General features: G+C 51.4%; 18 protein-coding genes. 2 read left to right on the top strand and 16 right to left on the bottom strand.

Annotated elements, in window-relative coordinates:
- The first annotated feature begins 403 nt into the window (after positions 1-403).
- On the top strand, positions 404-1993 hold the full coding sequence (gene purH / locus DW47_RS0107665) for a bifunctional phosphoribosylaminoimidazolecarboxamide formyltransferase/IMP cyclohydrolase (RefSeq protein ID WP_029685817.1): 1590 nt from the start codon (positions 404-406) through the stop codon (positions 1991-1993).
- Positions 1994-2011: 18 nt separating this feature from the next.
- On the top strand, positions 2012-3295 hold the full coding sequence (gene purD / locus DW47_RS0107660; protein WP_029685816.1) for a phosphoribosylamine--glycine ligase: 1284 nt from the start codon (positions 2012-2014) through the stop codon (positions 3293-3295).
- Between the two features lie 55 nt (positions 3296-3350).
- Here the strand turns inward: purD and DW47_RS0107655 are convergent, their stop codons facing one another.
- The 16 genes from DW47_RS0107655 to DW47_RS0107580 all read right to left on the bottom strand — a co-directional run.
- Positions 3351-4013, bottom strand: a complete 663-nt coding sequence (locus DW47_RS0107655) for a DUF1481 domain-containing protein (protein ID WP_029685815.1) — start codon at positions 4011-4013, stop codon at positions 3351-3353.
- 173 nt (positions 4014-4186) lie between these two features.
- A complete protein-coding gene (gene hupA / locus DW47_RS0107650) occupies positions 4187-4459 on the bottom strand; it encodes a nucleoid-associated protein HU-alpha (protein WP_006121511.1) in 273 nt (90 codons plus the stop codon).
- A 189-nt stretch (positions 4460-4648) separates the two neighbouring features.
- Entirely contained in the window at positions 4649-5239 is a 591-nt protein-coding gene (locus tag DW47_RS0107645; protein ID WP_029685814.1) for a YjaG family protein, read from the bottom strand.
- A gap of 68 nt (positions 5240-5307) precedes the next feature.
- Positions 5308-5973: a deoxyribonuclease V gene (nfi, locus tag DW47_RS0107640; protein WP_029685813.1), complete on the bottom strand. Its 666-nt coding sequence runs from the start codon at positions 5971-5973 to the stop codon at positions 5308-5310.
- A gap of 2 nt (positions 5974-5975) precedes the next feature.
- The gene (hemE, locus tag DW47_RS0107635) at positions 5976-7040 is read right to left on the bottom strand and encodes a uroporphyrinogen decarboxylase (RefSeq protein ID WP_029685812.1); all 1065 of its coding nucleotides are present in this window, start codon (positions 7038-7040) and stop codon (positions 5976-5978) included.
- A gap of 83 nt (positions 7041-7123) precedes the next feature.
- Complete coding sequence (nudC, locus tag DW47_RS0107630; RefSeq protein ID WP_029685811.1) at positions 7124-7897, bottom strand: NAD(+) diphosphatase; 774 nt, start codon at positions 7895-7897, stop codon at positions 7124-7126.
- 78 nt (positions 7898-7975) lie between these two features.
- Positions 7976-9046, bottom strand: a complete 1071-nt coding sequence (locus tag DW47_RS0107625; RefSeq protein ID WP_029685810.1) for a DUF1176 domain-containing protein — start codon at positions 9044-9046, stop codon at positions 7976-7978.
- 80 nt (positions 9047-9126) lie between these two features.
- Complete coding sequence (gene rpoC / locus DW47_RS0107620; RefSeq protein WP_029685809.1) at positions 9127-13347, bottom strand: DNA-directed RNA polymerase subunit beta'; 4221 nt, start codon at positions 13345-13347, stop codon at positions 9127-9129.
- 80 nt (positions 13348-13427) lie between these two features.
- A complete protein-coding gene (rpoB, locus tag DW47_RS0107615) occupies positions 13428-17456 on the bottom strand; it encodes a DNA-directed RNA polymerase subunit beta (protein WP_029685808.1) in 4029 nt (1342 codons plus the stop codon).
- 326 nt (positions 17457-17782) lie between these two features.
- Complete coding sequence (gene rplL, locus DW47_RS0107610) at positions 17783-18148, bottom strand: 50S ribosomal protein L7/L12 (protein ID WP_029685807.1); 366 nt, start codon at positions 18146-18148, stop codon at positions 17783-17785.
- 63 nt (positions 18149-18211) lie between these two features.
- Entirely contained in the window at positions 18212-18709 is a 498-nt protein-coding gene (gene rplJ, locus DW47_RS0107605; RefSeq protein ID WP_029685806.1) for a 50S ribosomal protein L10, read from the bottom strand.
- Positions 18710-19058: 349 nt separating this feature from the next.
- The gene (rplA, locus tag DW47_RS0107600) at positions 19059-19763 is read right to left on the bottom strand and encodes a 50S ribosomal protein L1 (RefSeq protein ID WP_029685805.1); all 705 of its coding nucleotides are present in this window, start codon (positions 19761-19763) and stop codon (positions 19059-19061) included.
- 3 nt (positions 19764-19766) lie between these two features.
- On the bottom strand, positions 19767-20195 hold the full coding sequence (gene rplK / locus DW47_RS0107595) for a 50S ribosomal protein L11 (protein ID WP_029685804.1): 429 nt from the start codon (positions 20193-20195) through the stop codon (positions 19767-19769).
- Positions 20196-20336: 141 nt separating this feature from the next.
- A complete protein-coding gene (gene nusG, locus DW47_RS0107590; protein ID WP_029685803.1) occupies positions 20337-20882 on the bottom strand; it encodes a transcription termination/antitermination protein NusG in 546 nt (181 codons plus the stop codon).
- Position 20883: 1 nt separating this feature from the next.
- Entirely contained in the window at positions 20884-21267 is a 384-nt protein-coding gene (gene secE / locus DW47_RS0107585) for a preprotein translocase subunit SecE (protein ID WP_029685801.1), read from the bottom strand.
- A gap of 223 nt (positions 21268-21490) precedes the next feature.
- Positions 21491-21700 (bottom strand): EF-Tu C-terminal domain-related protein (locus DW47_RS0107580; RefSeq protein ID WP_029685306.1); only part of this gene is annotated, 210 nt, incomplete at its 5' end.

The following is a 21700-nucleotide window of genomic DNA, read 5'->3' as shown; positions in this document are numbered from 1 at the left end:
CGCTTTTCACCTCAGGAGTCAATCACTTTTTCATGATTTTTTCTCCGGACCGAATCGCTTCAGTCCCTGTCACGCCGCTGCGCATCGCGCTTTGCCGTCTCAGTGGTTGCGCATTATAGGGAGTTCCGAGAAAGGCGCAACCGCTATTTTACGAAAAAAAGATCGTTTGCTGCATTCCACAGCAAATGTGCCATTTATACGGGCTTACCCACAAAGTTATCCACAAAGCGCCATAAATCTAAATTTAGCCATGCATCACGCAAACGTTTTCGCTACAATGCGGGCACAGAATAAGCCGCTCAAGCGAAGCTTGTGCAAGCCAATTATTAGGTAATTTGCTTGCAGAACCTTCTTTATATGACTTCTTATTTGATACGGAACCAATCCAGGGGATTATTTCACTATGCAACAACGTCGTCCTGTACGCCGCGCTCTTCTGAGTGTTTCTGACAAAACCGGTATTGTTGAGTTTGCCAAAGCACTGACCTCACGTGGCGTTGAGTTGCTTTCTACCGGCGGCACAGCTCGTTTACTGGCTGAGGCAGGTTTGCCTGTCACCGAAGTGTCAGACTACACCGGTTTCCCTGAAATGATGGATGGCCGTGTGAAAACGCTGCATCCGAAAGTCCATGGCGGGATCCTTGGTCGTCGCGGTCAGGATGATGCCATTATGGCTGAACACCAGATCGCGCCGATCGATATGGTGGTAGTTAACCTCTACCCGTTTGCAGAGACCGTTGCTCGTGACGGCTGTACCCTGGAAGATGCCGTAGAAAATATTGATATTGGTGGCCCGACGATGGTTCGCTCTGCCGCCAAGAACCATAAAGATGTCGCGATTGTGGTTAACAGCAATGACTATTCGGCACTGATTAAGGAAATGGACGAAAACGATAACAGCCTGACGCTGGAAACCCGTTTCGACCTGGCAATCAAAGCCTTTGAGCATACCGCGGCCTACGACAGCATGATTGCTAACTATTTTGGTCAGCGGGTGCCTGCCTATTACAGTGAAGACAAAACCCCTTCGGGTCGTTTCCCGCGTACGCTGAACCTAAACTTTATCAAGAAACAGGATATGCGTTATGGTGAGAACAGCCACCAGGATGCCGCCTTCTATATAGAAGAAAAGATTACTGAGGCGTCTGTCGCAACCGCAGAGCAATTACAAGGCAAAGCGCTTTCTTATAATAATATTGCTGATACCGATGCAGCTCTGGAATGCGTTAAAGAGTTTGCAGAACCCGCTTGTGTGATCGTCAAACACGCAAACCCCTGTGGCGTTGCAATCGGCAGCACGCTCCAGGAAGCCTATGAGCGTGCTTATACCACCGACCCGACATCAGCCTTTGGCGGAATTATTGCCTTTAACCGTGAGCTGGATGAAGCCACCGCACAGGCCATTATCAGTCGTCAGTTTGTTGAGGTGATTATTGCACCTTCTGCCAGCGACGCTGCACTGAAAGTCACTGCGGCTAAACAAAACGTTCGAGTACTTATCTGCGGTGAATGGCAGCAACGTCAGCCTGGATTTGACTTCAAACGGGTGAACGGCGGATTACTGGTTCAGGATCGTGATTTGGGAATGGTAAGTGAGTCGCAATTGCGCGTTGTCAGCGAGCGTCAGCCTTCAGCCCAGGAACTGCGTGATGCCGTGTTCTGCTGGAAAGTGGCCAAGTTCGTTAAATCGAATGCGATTGTCTACGCTCGCGATAATATGACCATTGGCATCGGTGCCGGCCAGATGAGCCGTGTCTATTCAGCAAAAATCGCCGGCATTAAGGCCAGTGACGAAGGACTGGAAGTGAAAGGTTCCGCTATGGCTTCCGATGCGTTCTTCCCGTTCCGGGATGGTATCGATGCTGCCGCAGCAGTCGGTATTACCTGTGTGATCCAGCCGGGTGGCTCGATCCGTGATGACGAAGTCATCGCAGCTGCCAATGAACACGGCATCGCGATGATCTTTACTGATATGCGTCATTTCCGCCATTAATACTTTTGAGGTTGAACTATGAATATTTTAATTATTGGTAATGGCGGACGTGAACATGCACTGGCCTGGAAAGCGGCCCAGTCTCCGTTAGCGGATGCTGTATTTGTTGCCCCTGGTAATGCCGGGACTGCACGGGAACCTGCTTTGCAGAACGTCGACATTAGCGCCACCGATATCGAGGCACTGCTGGCGTTTGCCCGTAAAGAAAATATCGGTCTGACTATTGTTGGGCCGGAAGCGCCGCTGGTGATCGGTGTAGTCGATGCGTTCCGTAATGCTGGCCTGAAGATCTTTGGTCCTAGCGAAGCTGCGGCACAGCTAGAAGGCTCAAAGGCCTTCACCAAGGACTTCCTAGACCGCCATCAGATCCCGACCGCGGAATACCAGAACTTTACTGATATCGAACCAGCGCTGGCGTATCTGCGTGAGAAGGGTGCCCCGATTGTCATTAAAGCCGACGGTCTGGCTGCCGGTAAAGGGGTGATTGTCGCAATGACCCTGCAGGAAGCTGAGGACGCCGTACAGGATATGCTGGCCGGTAATGCCTTTGGCGATGCTGGGCACCGTATTGTTATCGAAGAGTTCCTCGACGGTGAAGAAGCCAGCTTTATCGTTATGTCTGACGGTGTCAATGTCTTACCAATGGCCACCAGCCAGGATCATAAACGTGTCGGTGATGGGGATACCGGACCCAATACTGGCGGGATGGGGGCTTACTCCCCTGCCCCGGTAGTGACCGACGAGGTCCACCAGCGCGTGATGGATCAAGTGATCTGGCCAACCATCCGCGGTATGGCTGCCGAGGGCAATGTCTATACCGGCTTCCTGTATGCCGGTCTGATGATTGATAAAGCCGGGCAGCCGAAAGTGATTGAGTTTAACTGTCGCTTTGGTGACCCTGAAACACAGCCAATTATGATGCGTATGCAGTCTGACCTGGTTGAGCTGTGCCTGGCTGCCTGCGAAGGGCGTCTGGATCAACAAGAATCACATTGGGATCCGCGTCCGGCCTTAGGCGTGGTATTAGCGGCTGGCGGCTACCCTGCTGACTACCGTAAAGGCGATGTCATCAATGGCTTAGAGGATGCCGCGGCACTGGACGGTAAAGTGTTCCACGCCGGCACGACTCTGAGTGGTGAAGATGTCGTCACTAACGGTGGACGTGTACTCTGTGCCACCGGTCTGGGCAGTGATGTTGCCGCGGCACAGAAACAGGCTTATCAGTTGGCGAAAGCCATTTCCTGGGACGGCATGTTCTGTCGCAGTGATATCGGCTACCGAGCGATTAACCGCACCAAATAATCGACTGACGATAATAAGGGCAGGCCAAAGTCTGCCCTTTTTTTGTGCCCCTCTCCTACAAATCTGAAGCTTTTGGGGCCTGGCGGCACAGGTTATCAAAACTGGTCTTCAGTAACTGGGTCCCTTCCGGCCCTTGTAGCCAAGCAATGTATAAGGGGTTATTACTGTGCTGTTGCTGCCGACTGATCAACTGACGAGTCGCCAAATCGAGCCCAGTAGCTTGTAACCTATTATCACAGTTCAAAACCTGATCGTTCCCTTTCCATATACCTTGTCGAAGTACTATTCCGCCTGCCTGTAAGCCATTACTGATCTGTAGCATACGTTGCGCATCAAATCGGTAGAGCTCAATACTGTCAGTACTGACCGCTTCACGCTGATTGGCTAACTGTCGTTGCATAAAGCTGATATGGCCTTGGTTATCAAAGCGCAGGGTCACATCATCTGGGGCCGCACCACTGATATGACGCTTCACCAGCATTAGCTGCCCACTTTGCCACTGGTAATCCGTCTGTTCAGTGATAGGGCTATCGAAAGGAGTATAAAGGGTACGTATCGCTATCCTGTCCGAATCACTATTTTTGCGCCACAGACGGACTACCCCACGATCGGCCAAATAGCCGCTGGCCCCGAAGGGGGGTGCATCGCCCATAGACTGACAACCCGCCAGCAATAAAAGTAATAGCCCGGGTCCGACTCTCTTCATAGAAGACAACATTGGCTCTCCTTCAGCTATCACAACCCGTGAGTTCAATATCATCCGATGCAGGGAAGTATATCAGCAGGTACGCATTACGCGGTATTTTGGGCGGGGAAAACGCAAAAAGCAGAAGGGGACAACCTTGTTGCCCCCTTCTGTTCACTCTATCTCAGACTTTCTGAGAGTAACGCTTATTTTACTGCGTCTTTCAGTGCTTTGCCGGATACGAACGCGGGAACGTTAGCAGCAGCAATTTTGATTTCTTTACCCGTCTGTGGGTTACGACCGGTACGCTCTGCACGGTGGTTGACTTTGAAAGTACCGAAACCGACCAGCTGAACTGCATCACCTTCTTTCAGAGACTCAGTGATCGCAGCCAGAGTTGATTCCAGTGCCGCTTTAGCCTGAGTTTTAGACAGGTCCGCTTTTTCTGCGATCACATCAATCAGTTGAGTCTTGTTCATAAGTTATCCTTAAAGTGTATTTATCGCCTGCTAAGCAACGAATGCGAGTGAAAAGCCTATCTTCCGACACCCTTCAGCCTGCACACACCGATAGCCACAATTTTTAGCCCCCCAAATGTAGACCAGACAGGGGGCGGATGTGAAGCCTTCAGGTGCGCTAAATCAGGCCTGAAGTCACGTTTTGTCGTCTTACTGGTTAAAACTTATACCGATGTTACTGATTCCAGCTTCACGCAGGTCTGCGCGCAGTCCTTTAATCAGTTCCAAGTCACGCTCTTCACAGTCTGCCAGTAGCCTGAATATTTCCCATTGTAGGTCCCATTCGTCTATAACAGCCTGGTTTTCTCTCAGCTCTTCATCGGTCATTTCACGGCCAGCTTGGGTCATTTCCAGCATGGCAACAGTGGTGACAGACGTTTTGCTGACAGCAATCGCGTAAGAGAGACTGTCGCCACTTAACATAGCGTGCAGTAATTCACTCAGTGCCACACAGGCATCAATCGCCGGGTAAACACCGTATAGATCAAACGCCTCACCGTCAGGGATCGCCTCTTCCAGTTTTTCCAGCTGATTGTCAAAGTTGACCTTGGCATCTTTTACCACCAGCGATTCCCAGACTAAGTCGAGAATGCGGCGATAAAGATTCCCGTCAGCAAATTCGGTTTGCTGACAGAAAGCGTGGTAATTAGGGTACATAAGCTCACACAGACAAGCCATGAAAGTCAGATGTTGCCAGCTTTCCAGCTTTTCCAAGCGTAGGTGAATCGGGTTACGTAACATGACGGATACTCGTTATCTATTAGCTGGCGAAAGTGTAACGCAAAAGCGAGTTTTTCACAGCGTTATTGTCAGCCTGTATAGCGCTGGAAGCCCTTTCTTTGTGAAGCAATCGCATCAGCAATACGGGTCGGTTCCGGTAAGCGGTAACCTCGTAGACAGCGCTCCGTCCAGTGACGTGCACTCTGTAGGCTGATCTTATGGCCGGGAGAAATAAATAACGGCAAGCAACGGGCTTTATTGCGCATGACCCAGCCGGTTTGGCTGCCGCGAAAGGTTAAGGGTTGGCAGTCCCCTGGCTGCGGGCCGGGAGGTTCATAGTCTCCACATAAGCGGCGTTTGGCTACCCCAATCACTGGGATATCGGCGATCACTCCGAAATGGCTGGCTAGCCCTAAGCCTCGAGGATGGGCGATCCCCTGGCCATCGATAAACATCATATCTGGCTGCTGTGACAGTTGTTGCCATGCCGAAAGCAACGCAGGACATTCACGAAAGGAGAGGTATCCCGGGATGTACGGCAGCGTCACCGGCACACGGGCGACCCGGAACTCCACGACTTCCAACGACGGCCATTGCAGCAGAACGATAACACCTCGGGCAATCGTGCCGTTTTGCTCAAAGCCAGTATCCCCCCCAGCAATCAGCCGGGGAGTCCAATCTTCACCGATCCCGTCACAGATAACCTGGGCAGCCAGTGCTTGCTGCTGCAGTTTTAGTTGGGCGAGACCGGCCATGATTATTGATGGTACGGGGCTGAAAGACGATGAACGGCATCGACAAAGGCACCGGCATGCTCCGGTGGCACATCTTGGTGAATACCGTGCCCCAGGTTAAATACATGACCGCTACCCTGCCCGTAACCCGCCAAAATCGTCGCGACTTCTTTTTCAATGCGTTCTGCTGGGGCATACAATACCGACGGATCCATATTACCTTGTAGCGCGACACGGTGGCCAACACGCTCGCGGGCATTGGCAATATCGGTCGTCCAGTCCAGTCCGATAGCATCACAACCAGTATCAGCAATCTGTTCCAGCCACTGACCGCCGCCTTTAGTAAACAAGGTCACTGGGACACGGCGACCATCGTTTTCACGCAGCAGTCCATCGACGATTTTATGCATGTAATTCAGGGAAAACTCACGGTAATCACGACCTGTCAGTACGCCGCCCCAGGTATCAAAGACCATCACCGACTGAGCTCCGGCACGGATTTGCGCATTCAGGTACAGAATGACGCTGTCTGCCAGCTTATCCAGCATGGCATGCAGTAGCGCCGGATCGCTGTACAACATTTTTTTGATTTTGGTAAAGGCTTTGCTACTACCACCTTCCACCATATAGGTCGCCAGAGTCCACGGACTGCCGGAAAAACCGATGAGCGGCACTTCTCCCTTCAGGTTTTTTCGGATGGTGCGCACCGCATTCATCACATAGCCCAGTTCTTGTTCCGGGTCCGGTACTGGCAGCTTTTTCACATCCGCCGCACAGGTGATCGGTGATGAAAAACGTGGACCCTCTCCGGTTTCGAAATACAGGCCCAGACCCATAGCATCCGGAATAGTCAGGATATCAGAGAACAGGATCGCCGCATCCAGCGGAAAACGACGCAGGGGTTGCAGAGTTACTTCACAGGCCAGCTCCGCATTTTTACACAGAGACATAAAGTCGCCGGCTTCGGCGCGTGTGGCTTTATATTCTGGTAAGTAGCGCCCCGCCTGACGCATCATCCATACCGGAGTCACATCCGTTGGCTGCCGCAGTAACGCTCGCAGATAACGGTCGTTTTTTAATTCGCTCATAATCAGGCTCTCTCGAAATCAGGCGCATAGTATATACATAAACAACAATTTTTTTTAACAATCAGTACAGGGCTGACTGCGCGTTATTCATATTTCTCACGGCATAACGCCACGGTGTCTTCAATCAGGCGCCGTGCAATGGTGCCCGGAGGGGGAAGCTGTGGCAGAGCATCATAACGATACCAGCCAGCATCCAACAGTTCTTTGGGATCGATGGCAATCTCACCACTGTCATAGTCAGCCATAAAGGCCATCATCAGAGATTGGGGAAACGGCCAGGGCTGTGACGCTACATAACGCAGGTTTTTAATGCGGATGCTGCTCTCTTCCATGACTTCACGCGCCACGGTCTGCTCCAGGGTTTCACCGACTTCAGCAAATCCAGCTAGTGCCGTATAAATACCGTTACGGTGGCGGACATGCTGTGCCAGCAACAGCCTATCATCACGACGGATCACCACAATGATACAGGGCGCAATCTGTGGGTAGTAACGCTCTGGGCACTGAGTACAGAGACAAGCCAGTTCTGTACGGCTAACTTTCATCGGCACGCCACAATACCCACAGTAGCGATGTGAGCGATAGAACTCTGCCAACTGTACCCCACGCCCGGCTAAACGAAACAGGCCAGCCTCTTCGCTAAGTAACTGGCGTAATGACACCATATCCCGGGATTGCTGCTGACAAACCAGCCACACAGTTTCGCCCTGCCACTCCCCTATCGGGATCCCTTGGTTACCCGCCAGTGACAGCGCAGCAGCACTGCCTCGGGGTAAGCTGCCCTCGGGCAGCCAGAGGGTATTTTGGTGGCTGACAACCCACCAGCCCTGGTCAGTGCTGAGAATTTCACGTTCCATCCGGTGATTACCTTATATCTGTCTAACAGTGAGGCACAAAGATGCTGCTAAGCATAGCACTTACCAGCCGACCCACCGTCATGGGCGGGTTTCCCGGTAGCCCGGGATTAACCATACCGAGGGCCAATGCCCTGGCTCACCACCGTCACAGGTCGGTTGGTTGTGATAGCTCATAAGCTGAAAACTGTGTCCATCATAACGCCAGGTACCGGTTTCACCACAGTCAGAAACACCATGCCCCCGGGCAATGTAGGAAAACAGCGCTGTTTTCGGGTCATAGCTGACGTCGGTAAACCAAGTGATGGTTTGAGGATCCCCTTGCTCGTCTTTTAACGGCAAGGTCAGTTCCAGCTCACTACCACGATCCGGATGCTCACGTGGAACGATAAAAACGATCCCGGAAGACTGGTAAGCCCCAGTCACACAGTTGATCATCACCAACACATGCCGACGATCCAGTGGCCTAACTTGGCTGCGACTCAGATCGTCAGCATCGGGTGAACATTCTTCATCATTAAGGACATCCTGCTGGGTCTGCAGCACTTCATTGATCAATGCATTGGCATCCCTAACCGGAATGATCACCGGGATCCGTGTGGCGGGGATCTCAAAGGCATAACGTAGCGGCACCTGTGAGGCCAGGCCGTTACCGGTACGTAATAAAGCGGTACGATTTTCCAGCCGCCCTTGGATATCATCGGCAAACAACAGTGCCGCATTCAGTCCCTTAAGGGAGCCGGTATCATCATCAGCATCCGGCGTCAGAGTGATGCGTTTTGCATCACGGGCGGCTCGGACAAAGGCCTGCACGGCCGCTAATGACTCGGTATGATAACCGGCATAGTCATGCCTACTGTCAGTATCTACCGGCGTCAGCGTATTTTTCCACAACTGTCCATCCAGCCAGATGCCAGAGGGTTTATCAATATCAAACCCCATCAGATCAAGGGATACCTCCCCATGGGGCCCGGCTTCGTGCCGGATAACGACTCGCATATTTTCATCAACATTGCGGATATCACAATCATTCAGATTATTACAGGTGACCTGCCAGGCCTGAAACATCCGCTGTACCGGCTCCGAGGCCGGGACACGGAATGTCACCACCAGCAGGGAAAGTACGATAGCAGGCAGATAAAATGCTCTCATCTTCGGTCTCTTTCCCGTGTGTTACGGATATAAAAAAACCCTGCCGGAGCAGGGTTTTATCGCGTAATTATGCCACGAACTTACTCGTCGCTGCCACCCAGGCCAGCGTTCAGCAGTTCCGCCAAGCTTGCAGACGCTTCATCTGCAGTAACTTGTGGAACCACCGGCGCTTCACCTGCGTGACGACGGCGCATACGATCCTGGTGATACGCATAACCGGTACCGGCAGGGATCAGACGACCCACGATCACGTTCTCTTTCAGACCACGTAATTCGTCACGTTTACCTGCAACAGCCGCTTCGGTCAGGACACGGGTTGTCTCCTGGAACGAGGCTGCAGAGATGAACGACTCAGTTGCCAGAGACGCCTTAGTGATACCCAGCAGATCGCGTGCGAAAGTCGCAGGGACTTTATCATTCGCTTCCAGTTCACGGTTTGCAATCATGATACGGGAAACTTCAGCCTGCTCGCCTTCCAGGAACTCAGAGCTTCCGGAAGAAGCAATGGTCGCTTTACGCAGCATCTGACGAACGATAACTTCGATGTGTTTATCGTTAATCTTAACACCCTGCAGACGGTAAACGTCCTGGACTTCGTTGACGATGTAACGGGTTACCGCGTGAACACCACGCAGACGCAGAATATCGTGCGGAGATTCTGGACCGTCGGACACCACGTCACCACGTTCTACACGCTCACCTTCGAAGACGTTCAGCTGACGCCATTTCGGGATCATCTCTTCGTAAGGTTCGCTGCCATCAACCGGCGTGATCACCAAGCGACGTTTGCCTTTGGTCTCTTTCCCGAAGGAAATGATACCGCTGATTTCTGCCAGAATCGCCGGCTCTTTCGGACGACGGGCTTCGAACAGGTCAGCAACACGCGGCAGACCACCGGTAATATCTTTAGTACCGCCAGATTCCTGAGGAACACGGGCTAAGGTATCACCAGAGCTGATTTGCACGCCATCGTCCAGCTGAACAATCGCATTGCCTGGCAAGAAGTACTGTGCTGGCATATCAGTACCAGGCAGCATCACGTCGTCACCGTTAGCATCAACGATTTTCAGTGCCGGACGCAGATCTTTACCACCGGAAGTACGCTCCGCAGTATCCATTACCACGATAGAAGACAGACCAGTCAGTTCATCCGTTTGACGAGTGATTGTCTGACCATCATTCATATCGACAAAGCGAACAAAACCGTTCACTTCGGTGATAACCGGCATGGTGTGCGGATCCCAGTTAGCCACGGTTTCGCCAGCATTCACCTGCTCACCGTCACCTTTGGCCATCACGGCACCGTAAGGAACTTTATAGCTTTCCTTAGTACGACCGAATTCATCGATCATATTCAGTTCAACGTTACGAGAAGTAATCACCAGCTTGCCAGCTGAGTTGGTTACCGACTTGGCGTTGATAAGCTTGATAGTCCCTTTGTTCTTCACCTGAATGCTAGATTCAGCTGCCGCACGAGATGCCGCACCACCGATGTGGAACGTACGCATCGTCAGCTGGGTACCCGGCTCACCGATGGACTGTGCTGCAATAACACCGACTGCTTCACCTTTGTTGATGATGTGGCCACGTGCCAGGTCACGACCATAGCAGTGTGCACACACACCAAAGTCAGTGGTACAACCTACAACTGAACGGACTTTAACGGCGTCGACAGAGTTCTGTTCCAGAACGTCACACCAGTGCTCATCAAGCAGAGTGTTACGAGCAACCAGAATGTCAGCTGAACCTGGTTTCAGAACGTCTTCTGCAGTTACACGACCCAGTACACGCTCACGCAGTGGTTCTTTAACATCACCACCTTCGATAACCGGCGTCATCATGATACCTTCGTGGGTACCACAATCGTCTTCGGTCACCACCAGATCCTGTGCCACGTCAACCAGACGACGGGTCAGATAACCGGAGTTCGCTGTTTTCAGTGCGGTATCCGCCAGACCTTTACGTGCACCGTGGGTCGAGATGAAGTACTGGAGTACGTTCAGACCTTCACGGAAGTTCGCGGTGATTGGCGTTTCGATGATGGAACCATCTGGTTTCGCCATCAGACCACGCATACCTGCCAGCTGACGGATCTGCGCAGCAGAACCACGCGCACCGGAGTCGGCCATCATATAGATGCTGTTAAAGGAGACCTGTTGCTCTTCTTCGCCGTGGCGGTTAACCACCGTTTCAGTTTGCAGGTTTTCCATCATCGCTTTCGAAACACGTTCGTTCGCGGCAGCCCAGATATCGATGACTTTGTTATAACGTTCACCGGCGGTCACCAGACCAGACTGGAACTGTTCCTGAATTTCAGCAACTTCTGCTTCTGCTTCAGTGATGATCTCAGCTTTCTTGGCAGGGATAACCATATCATCAATACCCACCGATGCACCGGAACGGGCTGCATAGGCGAAACCGGTATACATGGTCTGGTCCGCAAAAATAACGGTAGGTTTCAGACCCAGGATACGGTAACAGGTATTCAGCATCTTAGAGATGGCTTTCTTACCCAGTGCCTGGTTGATGATTGAGTACGGCAGACCTTTAGGAACGATCATCCACAGGATGGCACGACCGATAGTGGTATCGACCAGGCTGGTCTGCGGGATGAATTCACCCTGCTCGTTTTTGCTGTATTCAGTAATACGCACTTTGACGCGAGCGTGCAGCTCTGCCAGACCTGCGCGGTAAACACGTTCCGCTTCTTTAGGTCCGGTCAGCACCATGGCTTCGCCCTTGGCATTAACTTTGTCACGGGTCATGTAGTACAGACCCAGAACAACGTCCTGAGAAGGAACAATGATTGGTTCACCGTTCGCAGGAGACAGGATGTTGTTGGTAGACATCATCAGCGCACGCGCTTCCAACTGAGCTTCCAGAGTCAGTGGTACGTGTACCGCCATCTGGTCACCATCGAAGTCGGCGTTATAGGCCGCACAGACCAGCGGGTGAAGCTGAATCGCTTTACCTTCGATCAGTACTGGCTCAAATGCCTGAATACCCAGACGGTGCAGTGTTGGTGCACGGTTCAGCAGAACGGGGTGCTCACGGATAACTTCATCCAAGATATCCCAAACAACCGCTTCTTCACGCTCAACCATCTTCTTAGCAGCTTTGATGGTTGTTGCCAGGCCACGCAGTTCCAGCTTGCCATAGATAAACGGCTTGAACAGTTCCAGCGCCATTTTCTTCGGCAGACCACACTGATGCAGGTGCAGGTATGGACCTACGGTGATAACCGAACGACCAGAGTAGTCAACACGTTTACCCAGCAGGTTCTGACGGAAACGACCCTGCTTACCTTTGATCATGTCGGCAAGTGATTTCAGAGGACGTTTGTTAGAACCGGTGATCGCACGACCGCGACGACCGTTATCCAGCAGGGCATCTACCGCTTCCTGCAGCATACGTTTTTCGTTGCGTACGATGATGTCTGGCGCAGCCAGATCCAGCAGACGTTTCAGACGGTTGTTACGGTTGATCACGCGGCGGTACAGATCGTTCAGATCCGAAGTCGCGAAACGGCCACCGTCCAGCGGTACCAGAGGACGCAGGTCCGGTGGTAACACAGGCAGAACAGTCAGGATCATCCACTCTGGTTTGTTACCAGACTGAACGAAGGCTTCCAGCAGTTTAATACGCTTGGTCAGCTTCTTACGCTTGGTTTCGGAGTTAGTTTCGTTCAGCTCTTCACGCAGCTGCTCGCACTCCTGCTCCAGATCCATACCTTTCAGCAGGGCCTGAACCGCTTCCGCACCCATTTTAGCGTCGAATTCGTCACCAAACTCTTCCAGCGCATCCAGATACTGCTCTTCAGTCAGGATCTGACGCTTTTCGAGGTTGGTCATGCCGCCTTCGATAACCACATAGGATTCGAAGTACAGGACACGTTCAATATCACGCAGTGGCATATCTAATAACAGACCGATACGTGATGGCAGTGACTTCAGGAACCAGATGTGCGCAGTTGGAGAGGCAAGTTCGATGTGGCCCATACGCTCACGACGAACTTTAGTCTGGGTCACTTCGACGCCACACTTCTCACAGATCACACCACGGTGCTTGAGGCGCTTGTACTTACCGCACAGGCACTCATAGTCTTTTACCGGACCAAAGATACGCGCACAGAACAGACCATCACGTTCCGGCTTAAAGGTACGATAGTTAATGGTTTCTGGCTTCTTAACTTCACCGAAAGACCAGGAACGGATCATGTCTGGCGAGGCCAGAGCAATCTTGATCGCATCAAACTCTTCGGTTTTAGTTTGCGCTTTTAGAAACTTAAGTAAGTCTTTCACGGATTTGCTCCCGTCGGAGTGAGACTTCTAAGGGCATCCGGACAGTCCGGACGCCCTGTAACCAGTACAGATACGAGTGCTTACTCGTCTTCCAGCTCGATGTTAATACCCAGCGAGCGGATCTCTTTCAACAATACGTTGAAGGATTCCGGCATGCCTGGTTCCATCTGATGGTTGCCGTCAACGATGTTTTTATACATCTTGGTACGACCATTTACGTCATCGGATTTCACCGTCAGCATTTCCTGCAGGGTATAAGCAGCACCGTATGCTTCCAGTGCCCACACTTCCATCTCACCGAAGCGCTGACCACCGAACTGAGCTTTACCACCCAGCGGCTGCTGAGTAACAAGGCTGTAAGAACCGGTAGAACGCGCATGCATTTTGTCATCAACCAAGTGGTTCAGTTTCAGCATGTACATGTAACCAACGGTTACCTGACGCTCAAACTGCTCACCGGTACGACCATCAAACAGCGTGATCTGACCAGAGGTAGGGATCCCACCTAATGTCAGCAGCTCTTTGATTTCACTCTCTTTAGCACCGTCGAAGACTGGGGTTGCGATCGGCATCCCTTTCTTCAAGTTTTCGGCCAGGCGCAAGACCTGATCATCAGAGAAGGTGTCTAAGTCGACTTTCTGGCGGACATCAGTACCCAGGTCGTAGGCACGCTGGATGAACTCACGCAGACGCGCGACATCCTGCTGCTGCTTCAGCATGGCGTTGATCTTATCGCCGATACCTTTCGCTGCCATCCCGAGGTGAGTTTCCAGGATCTGACCGATGTTCATACGCGATGGTACGCCCAGCGGGTTCAGTACGATGTCAACCGGCGTACCGTTTTCATCGTAAGGCATATCTTCGATCGGGTTGATCTTGGAGATAACACCTTTGTTCCCGTGACGACCTGCCATTTTATCACCAGGCTGGATCTGACGTTTCACAGCCAGATACACTTTAACGATTTTCAGCACGCCAGGTGCCAGGTCATCGCCCTGAGTGATTTTACGGCGCTTCGCTTCGAGTTTCTTCTCAAACTCGTGCTTCAGCTCGTCGTACTGCTCTGCCAGCTGCTCTAACTGATTCTGTTTCGCTTCGTCAGTTAGGCCCAGCTCCAGCCAGCGATCACGTGACAGTTTGTCCAGCTTCTCAGCTTCGACACCACCGGCGATCAGCACGCTCTGGATACGGGTAAACAGGCCAGCTTCGAGGATCTGCAGTTCTTCGGTCAGGTCTTTCTTCGCCTGCTTCAGCTGCATCTCTTCGATTTCGAGCGCACGTTTGTCTTTTTCAACACCATCACGGGTGAAGACTTGAACGTCGATAACCGTACCGGAAACACCGTTTGGTACACGCAGAGAAGAGTCTTTAACGTCAGACGCTTTCTCACCGAAGATCGCACGCAGCAGTTTTTCCTCCGGAGTCAGCTGAGTCTCGCCTTTAGGCGTCACTTTACCGACCAGGATGTCGCCACCTGTCACTTCCGCACCGATATACACGATACCGGACTCATCCAGTTTGGAGAGCGCAGCTTCACCCACGTTCGGGATATCAGCGGTGATCTCTTCTGGCCCCAGCTTGGTGTCACGAGACACACAAGACAGTTCCTGAATGTGGATAGTGGTGAAACGATCTTCTTGAACTACACGCTCAGAGACCAGGATGGAGTCTTCGAAGTTATAACCGTTCCATGGCATGAACGCCACGCGCATGTTCTGACCCAGAGCCAGTTCACCTAAATCGGTTGACGGACCATCAGCCAGCACATCACCACGCTCGATAGGTTCACCCAGGTTGACACACGGCATCTGGTTGATACAGGTATTCTGGTTAGAACGGGTGTATTTGGTCAGGTTATAAATATCGATACCTGCTTCACCGGCATACATCTCGTCTTCGTTAACTTTGATAACGATACGGGAGGCATCCACGTACTGAACAGTACCACCACGTTTGGCAACGGCAGTCACACCGGAGTCAACCGCAACAGCACGTTCCATACCGGTACCGACCAGCGGCTTATCTGCACGCAGGGTTGGAACTGCCTGACGTTGCATGTTCGCACCCATCAGAGCACGGTTAGCATCATCGTGTTCCAGGAATGGAATCAGTGACGCACCCACAGAAACGACCTGCTGGGTGGAAACGTCCATATAATCAACCTGGTCACGACTGAACAGGCTCGATTCACCTTTGTTACGACAGGTAACCAGATCGTCTACGAAACGACCATCATCGTCGAGGTTGGTGTTCGCCTGAGCGATAACGAAGTTACCTTCTTCAATCGCAGACAGGTAATGAATTTCGTCAGTCACCTGACTGTCAACCACACGACGGTATGGCGTTTCTAAGAAGCCATATTCGTTAGTCTGTGCATACACAGACAAGGAGTTGATCAGACCGATGTTTGGACCTTCCGGCGTTTCGATTGGACACACACGACCATAGTGAGTCGGGTGAACGTCTCGAACTTCAAAGCCAGCACGCTCACGGGTCAAACCGCCCGGGCCCAGTGCAGAGATACGACGTTTGTGCGTAATTTCTGACAGCGGGTTGTTCTGGTCCATAAACTGAGACAACTGGCTGGAACCGAAGAACTCTTTCACTGCGGCAGAGATTGGCTTAGCGTTGATCATATCCTGAGGCATCAGGGTATCCAGATCACCCAGAGACAGACGCTCTTTCACCGCACGCTCAACACGGACCAGACCGACACGGAACTGGTTCTCAGCCATCTCACCGACAGAACGGATACGACGGTTGCCCAAGTGGTCAATATCATCCACTTCACCGATACCGTTACGGATATCGATCAGTTTTTTCATTACCTGGATGATGTCATCGTGGCTCAGGATCCCTGGACCTTCGATATCGTCACGCAGTAATGAACGGTTGAACTTCATACGACCGACCGCAGACAGGTCATAACGGTCTTCGGAGAAGAACAGGTTCTCGAACAGGTTCTCTGCAGCTTCACGCGTTGGTGGCTCACCAGGACGCATCATGCGGTAGATTTCAACCAGTGCGCTCAGGCGATCGCTGGTTGTGTCAACACGCAGGGTTTCAGAGATGTACGGACCGTGATCCAGGTCGTTGGTGAACAGCGTTTCAATGCGCTTGTGACCAGACTGGCTCAGTTTAGCCAGCAGATCCATGGACAGTTCCATGTTAGCCGCAACGATCAGCTCACCAGTGCTCTCGTCGATATAATCACGTGCCACCACTTTACCGGCAATGTATTCAACCGGAACTTCGATGTGTTGGACGTTATCTTTTTCCAACTGACGGATATGACGGGCAGTAATACGACGGCCTTTTTCGACGTAAACAGTGCCGTTTGACTCGATGTCAAAAGAGGCTGTTTCGCCGCGCAGACGTTCAGGGACCAACGCCATCTGCAGTTTGTTGTCACGAATCTCATACACCACTTTATCGAAGAACAGATCGATGATTTGTTCGGTGGTGTAGTTCAGTGCACGCAGGATGATGGTCGCAGGCAGCTTACGACGACGGTCGATACGGACAAACAGGTTGTCTTTAGGATCGAACTCGAAGTCCAGCCATGAACCGCGGTAAGGGATAATACGTGCGTTATACAGTACTTTACCGGAAGAGTGTGTTTTACCTTTGTCACTGTCAAAGAACACGCCCGGGCTACGGTGTAACTGAGAAACGATAACACGCTCAGTACCATTGATGACAAAGGTACCGTTATCGGTCATGAGCGGGATCTCGCCCATGTAAACTTCTTGTTCTTTAATGTCTTTAACGGTCCCTTCCGGCGCTTCGCGCTCGTAGATGACCAGACGTAATTTTACGCGCAGGGGAGCAGAGAATGTCACTCCACGGATCTGACACTCTTTCACATCAAAGACAGGCTCACCCAGACGGTAGCTGACATATTGCAGCTCAGAGTTACCGCTGTAGCTCTGGATTGGGAAAACGGAACGGAATGCTGCTTCCAGACCGTACTGGCCTTCCGGATCTTGCTCGATAAACTTCTGGAACGAGTCAAGCTGGATAGATAGGAGATAAGGTACATCCAACACTTGTGGACGTTTACCAAAATCCTTACGAATACGTTTTTTCTCGGTATAGGAGTAAACCATCAGGGTTCCTCAGCTCGCTGACAAGTCGAACCACGCTGTCCGTCCTGCAGGACAGTTCATGCAACATTATTATGCTTTTCACCCAAGGCCAGGGTGCAGATATCTTTTTCTATCACTCTTAAATCATTTCATTGCTCTGGCAAGGCAGGGAACCCCACGGGAAAGCAGTATATTAAGGCGTCGAGAGAAAAAGACATGGTCAGAATCAAGGTGGACAAACAATGCGAAACCCCACAGTGACTCTTTTTAGCGCAAAAAGGCTGGTGACTATTATAGTCACCAGCCAGCAGTCTGCAAACTAATCAGACTGTAACCCGAAGGTTATCTTATTTGATTTCAACTTCAGCGCCAGCTTCTTTCAGAGCAGCTTCCAGTGCAGCTGCGTCGTCTTTGCTGATGCCTTCTTTGATTGCAGCTGGAGCAGATTCAACCAGGTCTTTAGCTTCTTTCAGACCCAGGCCAGTTGCGCCACGTACTGCTTTGATGACTGCGACTTTGTTACCGCCAGCAGACTTCAGGATTACGTCGAATTCAGTCTGCTCTTCAGCAGCTTCAGCAGGGCCAGCAGCAACAGCTACCGCTGCAGCAGCGGAAACGCCGAATTTTTCTTCCATTGCAGAAACCAGCTCAACTACTTCCATTACGGACATAGCTGCAACAGCTTCCAGGATTTGGTCTTTAGTGATAGACATAACAATTGTTCCTAAGAATCAGATAAAGTTTATACGTAAGCAAGAACGGATGGAAAAAAGGGCTTATGCCGCTTCTTTTGCATCGCGAACAGCAGCCAGAGTACGGACCAGTTTGCCTGCAGCGGCTTCTTTCATGGTCGACATCAGACGTGCCAGAGCTTCTTCGTAAGTCGGCAGCGTTGCCAGACGGTCAATTTGAGCGGCTGGGATCAGCTCACCTTCAAAGGCTGCAGCTTTAACCTCGAATTTTGCATTCGCTTTCGCGAAATCTTTGAACAGACGGGCAGCAGCGCCTGGGTGTTCCATAGAATATGCAATCAAGGTCGGACCAACAAACGTGTCTTTCAGGCACTCGAAAGGAGTCCCATCAACGACGCGACGCAGCAGGGTGTTACGAACAACACGCATGTATACGCCAGCTTCACGACCTGCTTTACGCAGTTCAGTCATTTTATCTACGGTGATGCCACGGGAATCCGCAACAACCGCAGACAGCGCGCCTTTGGCTACTTCGCTGACTTCAGCAACAATTGCTTGTTTGTCTTGAAGATTTAATGCCATTAGCTTTTGCTCCTGGATGTTTTAGTCCGGCAGGTTGCCCCACCGGAACTCACTTCACCTTTACCGTAAGGAAAAGGCGCTAAACACGGTGAGTAGAATCCAGAAAAGAAATAGGTTCTTCAGGCTCTCTCACCGTCTACGCAGGGAATTAAGTGTGAGTGTCAAAACAAGGCAAACCCTGAAACTGACGACTCATACACCTGCGGTCTTGGACGGAGGCCTGGATAAGGCCAGGCTCCAACCGAAAATTCTTGCTCAGCCACCGCGTCAACGAGGTGCCGAGTCGCTTCCCTAAAGGAAGAACGGGCGAAAATTCTAGATGAAAATTTCGCCCGCGTCAAGCAATGACTTAGTTAGCCTGAGTACTCAGACCAGCTTGATCAATTGCAACACCTGCACCCATGGTGGTAGACAGGCTGACTTTCTTGATGTACACGCCTTTCGCTGCAGATGGCTTGGCTTTTTTCAGCGCAACCAGCAGAGCTTCCAGGTTTTCTTTCAGTTTGTCAGCATCAAAGTCAACTTTACCGATGGTGGTGTGGATGATGCCGTTTTTGTCGTTACGGTAACGAACCTGGCCCGCTTTAGCGTTCTTAACCGCTTCAGCAACGTTAGGGGTTACAGTACCAACTTTCGGGTTTGGCATCAGGCCGCGTGGACCCAGAACCTGACCTAACTGGCCAACAACGCGCATTGCATCTGGAGATGCGATAACAACGTCAAAGTTCATTTCGCCTTTCTTGATCTGATCAGCCAGATCTTCCATACCCACCAGTTCAGCGCCAGCTGCTTTAGCGGCTTCAGCGTTTGCACCCTGAGCAAAGACAGCTACACGAACGCTACGGCCGGTACCGTGTGGCAGTACAGTTGCACCACGCACGTTCTGGTCAGATTTACGAGCATCGATACCCAGGTTTACTGAGACATCAACACTTTCAACGAACTTAGCAGTCGCCAGTTCTTTCAGCAGTTCTACGGCTTCAGTAATTTCGTACTGTTTAGTCGCGACAACTTTTTCACGGATGGTGCGCATGCGCTTGGTAAGCTTAGCCATTGATTAATCCTCTACTACCAGGCCCATGGAGATCGCAGTACCTTCGATAGAGCGAGTCATCGCATCTAAGTCTGCACCAGTCATGTCAGCAGCTTTGGTGGTTGCAATTTCCTGCAGCTGAGCACGTGAGATTTTACCTACTTTGTCTTTGTTCGGCTTACCAGAACCAGACTTAATACCTGCCGCTTTTTTCAGCAGAACTGCTGCTGGAGGCGTTTTGGTAATGAAGGTGAAAGAACGGTCGCTGTATACAGTGATAACCACTGGAGTTGGCAGACCTTTTTCCAGGCTTTCTGTTTTGGCGTTAAACGCTTTACAGAATTCCATGATGTTAACACCTTGCTGACCCAGTGCCGGACCAACCGGTGGACTTGGGTTTGCCATGCCCGCTGCAACCTGCAGCTTGACATAGGCTTGTACTTTCTTAGCCATGATATTTCCTCAGTTGGGTATAGCGCCTTAAATAAGGCTTCCCGTGATAATTATCTACACGCCACAGGGACGCATAAAAACAAAAGGCGCGAAATTGTAGGCAAATTTCGCGCCTGATGCAAGCATGCTATTGCAGACTTTTTAGCCTTTTTCGACCTGACCGAAGTCCAGTTCGACTGGCGTTGCGCGACCAAAGATAGAGACGGACACTTTCAGGCGGCTCTTCTCGTAGTCAACTTCTTCGACCACACCATTAAAGTCGGCAAACGGGCCGTCATTAACGCGAACCATTTCACCTGGTTCAAACATGGTTTTAGGACGTGGCTTGTCACCTGCCTGCTGAAGACGATTCATGATCGCATCGACTTCTTTATCGCTGATTGGGGCTGGACGGTCAGAGGTACCGCCGATAAAGCCCATCACACGCGGCACGCTGCGCACTAAGTGCCAGCTGGCATCTTCCATCACCATCTGCACCAGTACATAGCCTGGGAAGAATTTACGTTCACTTTTGCGGCGTTGACCCCCACGGATCTCCACCACCTCTTCTGTCGGCACCATTACTTCGCCAAACAGATCTTCCATATTGTGCAGCTTGATGTGCTCACGCAGTGATACTGCCACGCGGCTTTCAAAACCGGAAAACGCCTGCACGACGTACCAGCGTTTTTTTGGAGCTTCAGACATCTCAGAACCTCAGTCCAGTGAAAAACGATACCAGACGGACCAGAATACCATCCAGCCCCCACAAAATCAGTGACATCACGGCGGTCACCGCGGCAACGATTAACGTGGTCTGCAACGTTTCCTGGCGGGTCGGCCAGATGACCTTACGCACTTCGGTTCTTGCTTCACGTGCAAACGCTACCGCCGCTTTACCTTTGGTTGTTAACAGAGCAATTGCGCCAGCAACCGCGATGATCACCACCACCGCCAGGGCCCGTAAGGGTAAATTTACGCTGCGATAATGGTAGTTTCCATAGATCGCCACTACAACCAGGACAGCAACAACCAGCCATTTTGCTATCTCCAGGCCGCGACCGCTCCCCTGAGCTTCGGTATTTGCACTCATAAACAAACCTGCCAGAATAATCCAGAAACCATTAAACCCCGCATAGCGAGGTATCCAAACCAGAAATACCTGTTGTACGTCCGGTATCTTACGCCAAACCAGAGCCTGTCTCAGCAATGATTTGTCAAAAAATCACTGATGAGTCAGGTTCTATGTCGTGGCGTACAAAAAGGGCATCAAATGATGCCCTTTTCATGTGCATGACGTCAAATATTATCGGCGATTAAGCGATAACTTTAGCAACAACACCTGCACCTACAGTACGACCACCTTCACGGATTGCGAAACGCAGACCGTCATCCATCGCGATTGGGTGGATCAGGGTAACAACCATCTTGATGTTGTCACCAGGCATTACCATCTCTACGCCTTCTGGCAGTTCGATGGTACCGGTCACGTCAGTTGTACGGAAGTAGAACTGTGGACGGTAGCC

Origin of the sequence: Tatumella saanichensis (assembly GCF_000439375.1) — a bacterium.
GTDB lineage: Bacteria > Pseudomonadota > Gammaproteobacteria > Enterobacterales > Enterobacteriaceae > Tatumella > Tatumella saanichensis.
The sequence above is the reverse complement of the archived record's forward strand: the minus strand, read 5'-3'. Positions and strand labels throughout refer to the sequence as shown.

What these genes read in the sequence shown, in the direction of transcription:
- hemE (WP_029685812.1), bottom strand. Translation starts at nt 7,040, where the DNA reads ATGAGCGAATTAAAAAACGACCGTTATCTGCGAGCGTTACTGCGGCAG.
- rplA (WP_029685805.1), bottom strand. Translation starts at nt 19,763, where the DNA reads ATGGCTAAGCTTACCAAGCGCATGCGCACCATCCGTGAAAAAGTTGTC.
- secE (WP_029685801.1), bottom strand. Translation starts at nt 21,267, where the DNA reads ATGAGTGCAAATACCGAAGCTCAGGGGAGCGGTCGCGGCCTGGAGATA.
- DW47_RS0107645 (WP_029685814.1), bottom strand. Translation starts at nt 5,239, where the DNA reads ATGTTACGTAACCCGATTCACCTACGCTTGGAAAAGCTGGAAAGCTGG.
- hupA (WP_006121511.1), bottom strand. Translation starts at nt 4,459, where the DNA reads ATGAACAAGACTCAACTGATTGATGTGATCGCAGAAAAAGCGGACCTG.
- nfi (WP_029685813.1), bottom strand. Translation starts at nt 5,973, where the DNA reads ATGGCCGGTCTCGCCCAACTAAAACTGCAGCAGCAAGCACTGGCTGCC.
- DW47_RS0107655 (WP_029685815.1), bottom strand. Translation starts at nt 4,013, where the DNA reads ATGTTGTCTTCTATGAAGAGAGTCGGACCCGGGCTATTACTTTTATTG.
- purH (WP_029685817.1), top strand. Translation starts at nt 404, where the DNA reads ATGCAACAACGTCGTCCTGTACGCCGCGCTCTTCTGAGTGTTTCTGAC.
- rpoB (WP_029685808.1), bottom strand. Translation starts at nt 17,456, where the DNA reads ATGGTTTACTCCTATACCGAGAAAAAACGTATTCGTAAGGATTTTGGT.
- nusG (WP_029685803.1), bottom strand. Translation starts at nt 20,882, where the DNA reads ATGTCTGAAGCTCCAAAAAAACGCTGGTACGTCGTGCAGGCGTTTTCC.
- DW47_RS0107625 (WP_029685810.1), bottom strand. Translation starts at nt 9,046, where the DNA reads ATGAGAGCATTTTATCTGCCTGCTATCGTACTTTCCCTGCTGGTGGTG.
- rplL (WP_029685807.1), bottom strand. Translation starts at nt 18,148, where the DNA reads ATGTCTATCACTAAAGACCAAATCCTGGAAGCTGTTGCAGCTATGTCC.
- rplK (WP_029685804.1), bottom strand. Translation starts at nt 20,195, where the DNA reads ATGGCTAAGAAAGTACAAGCCTATGTCAAGCTGCAGGTTGCAGCGGGC.
- purD (WP_029685816.1), top strand. Translation starts at nt 2,012, where the DNA reads ATGAATATTTTAATTATTGGTAATGGCGGACGTGAACATGCACTGGCC.
- nudC (WP_029685811.1), bottom strand. Translation starts at nt 7,897, where the DNA reads ATGGAACGTGAAATTCTCAGCACTGACCAGGGCTGGTGGGTTGTCAGC.
- rplJ (WP_029685806.1), bottom strand. Translation starts at nt 18,709, where the DNA reads ATGGCATTAAATCTTCAAGACAAACAAGCAATTGTTGCTGAAGTCAGC.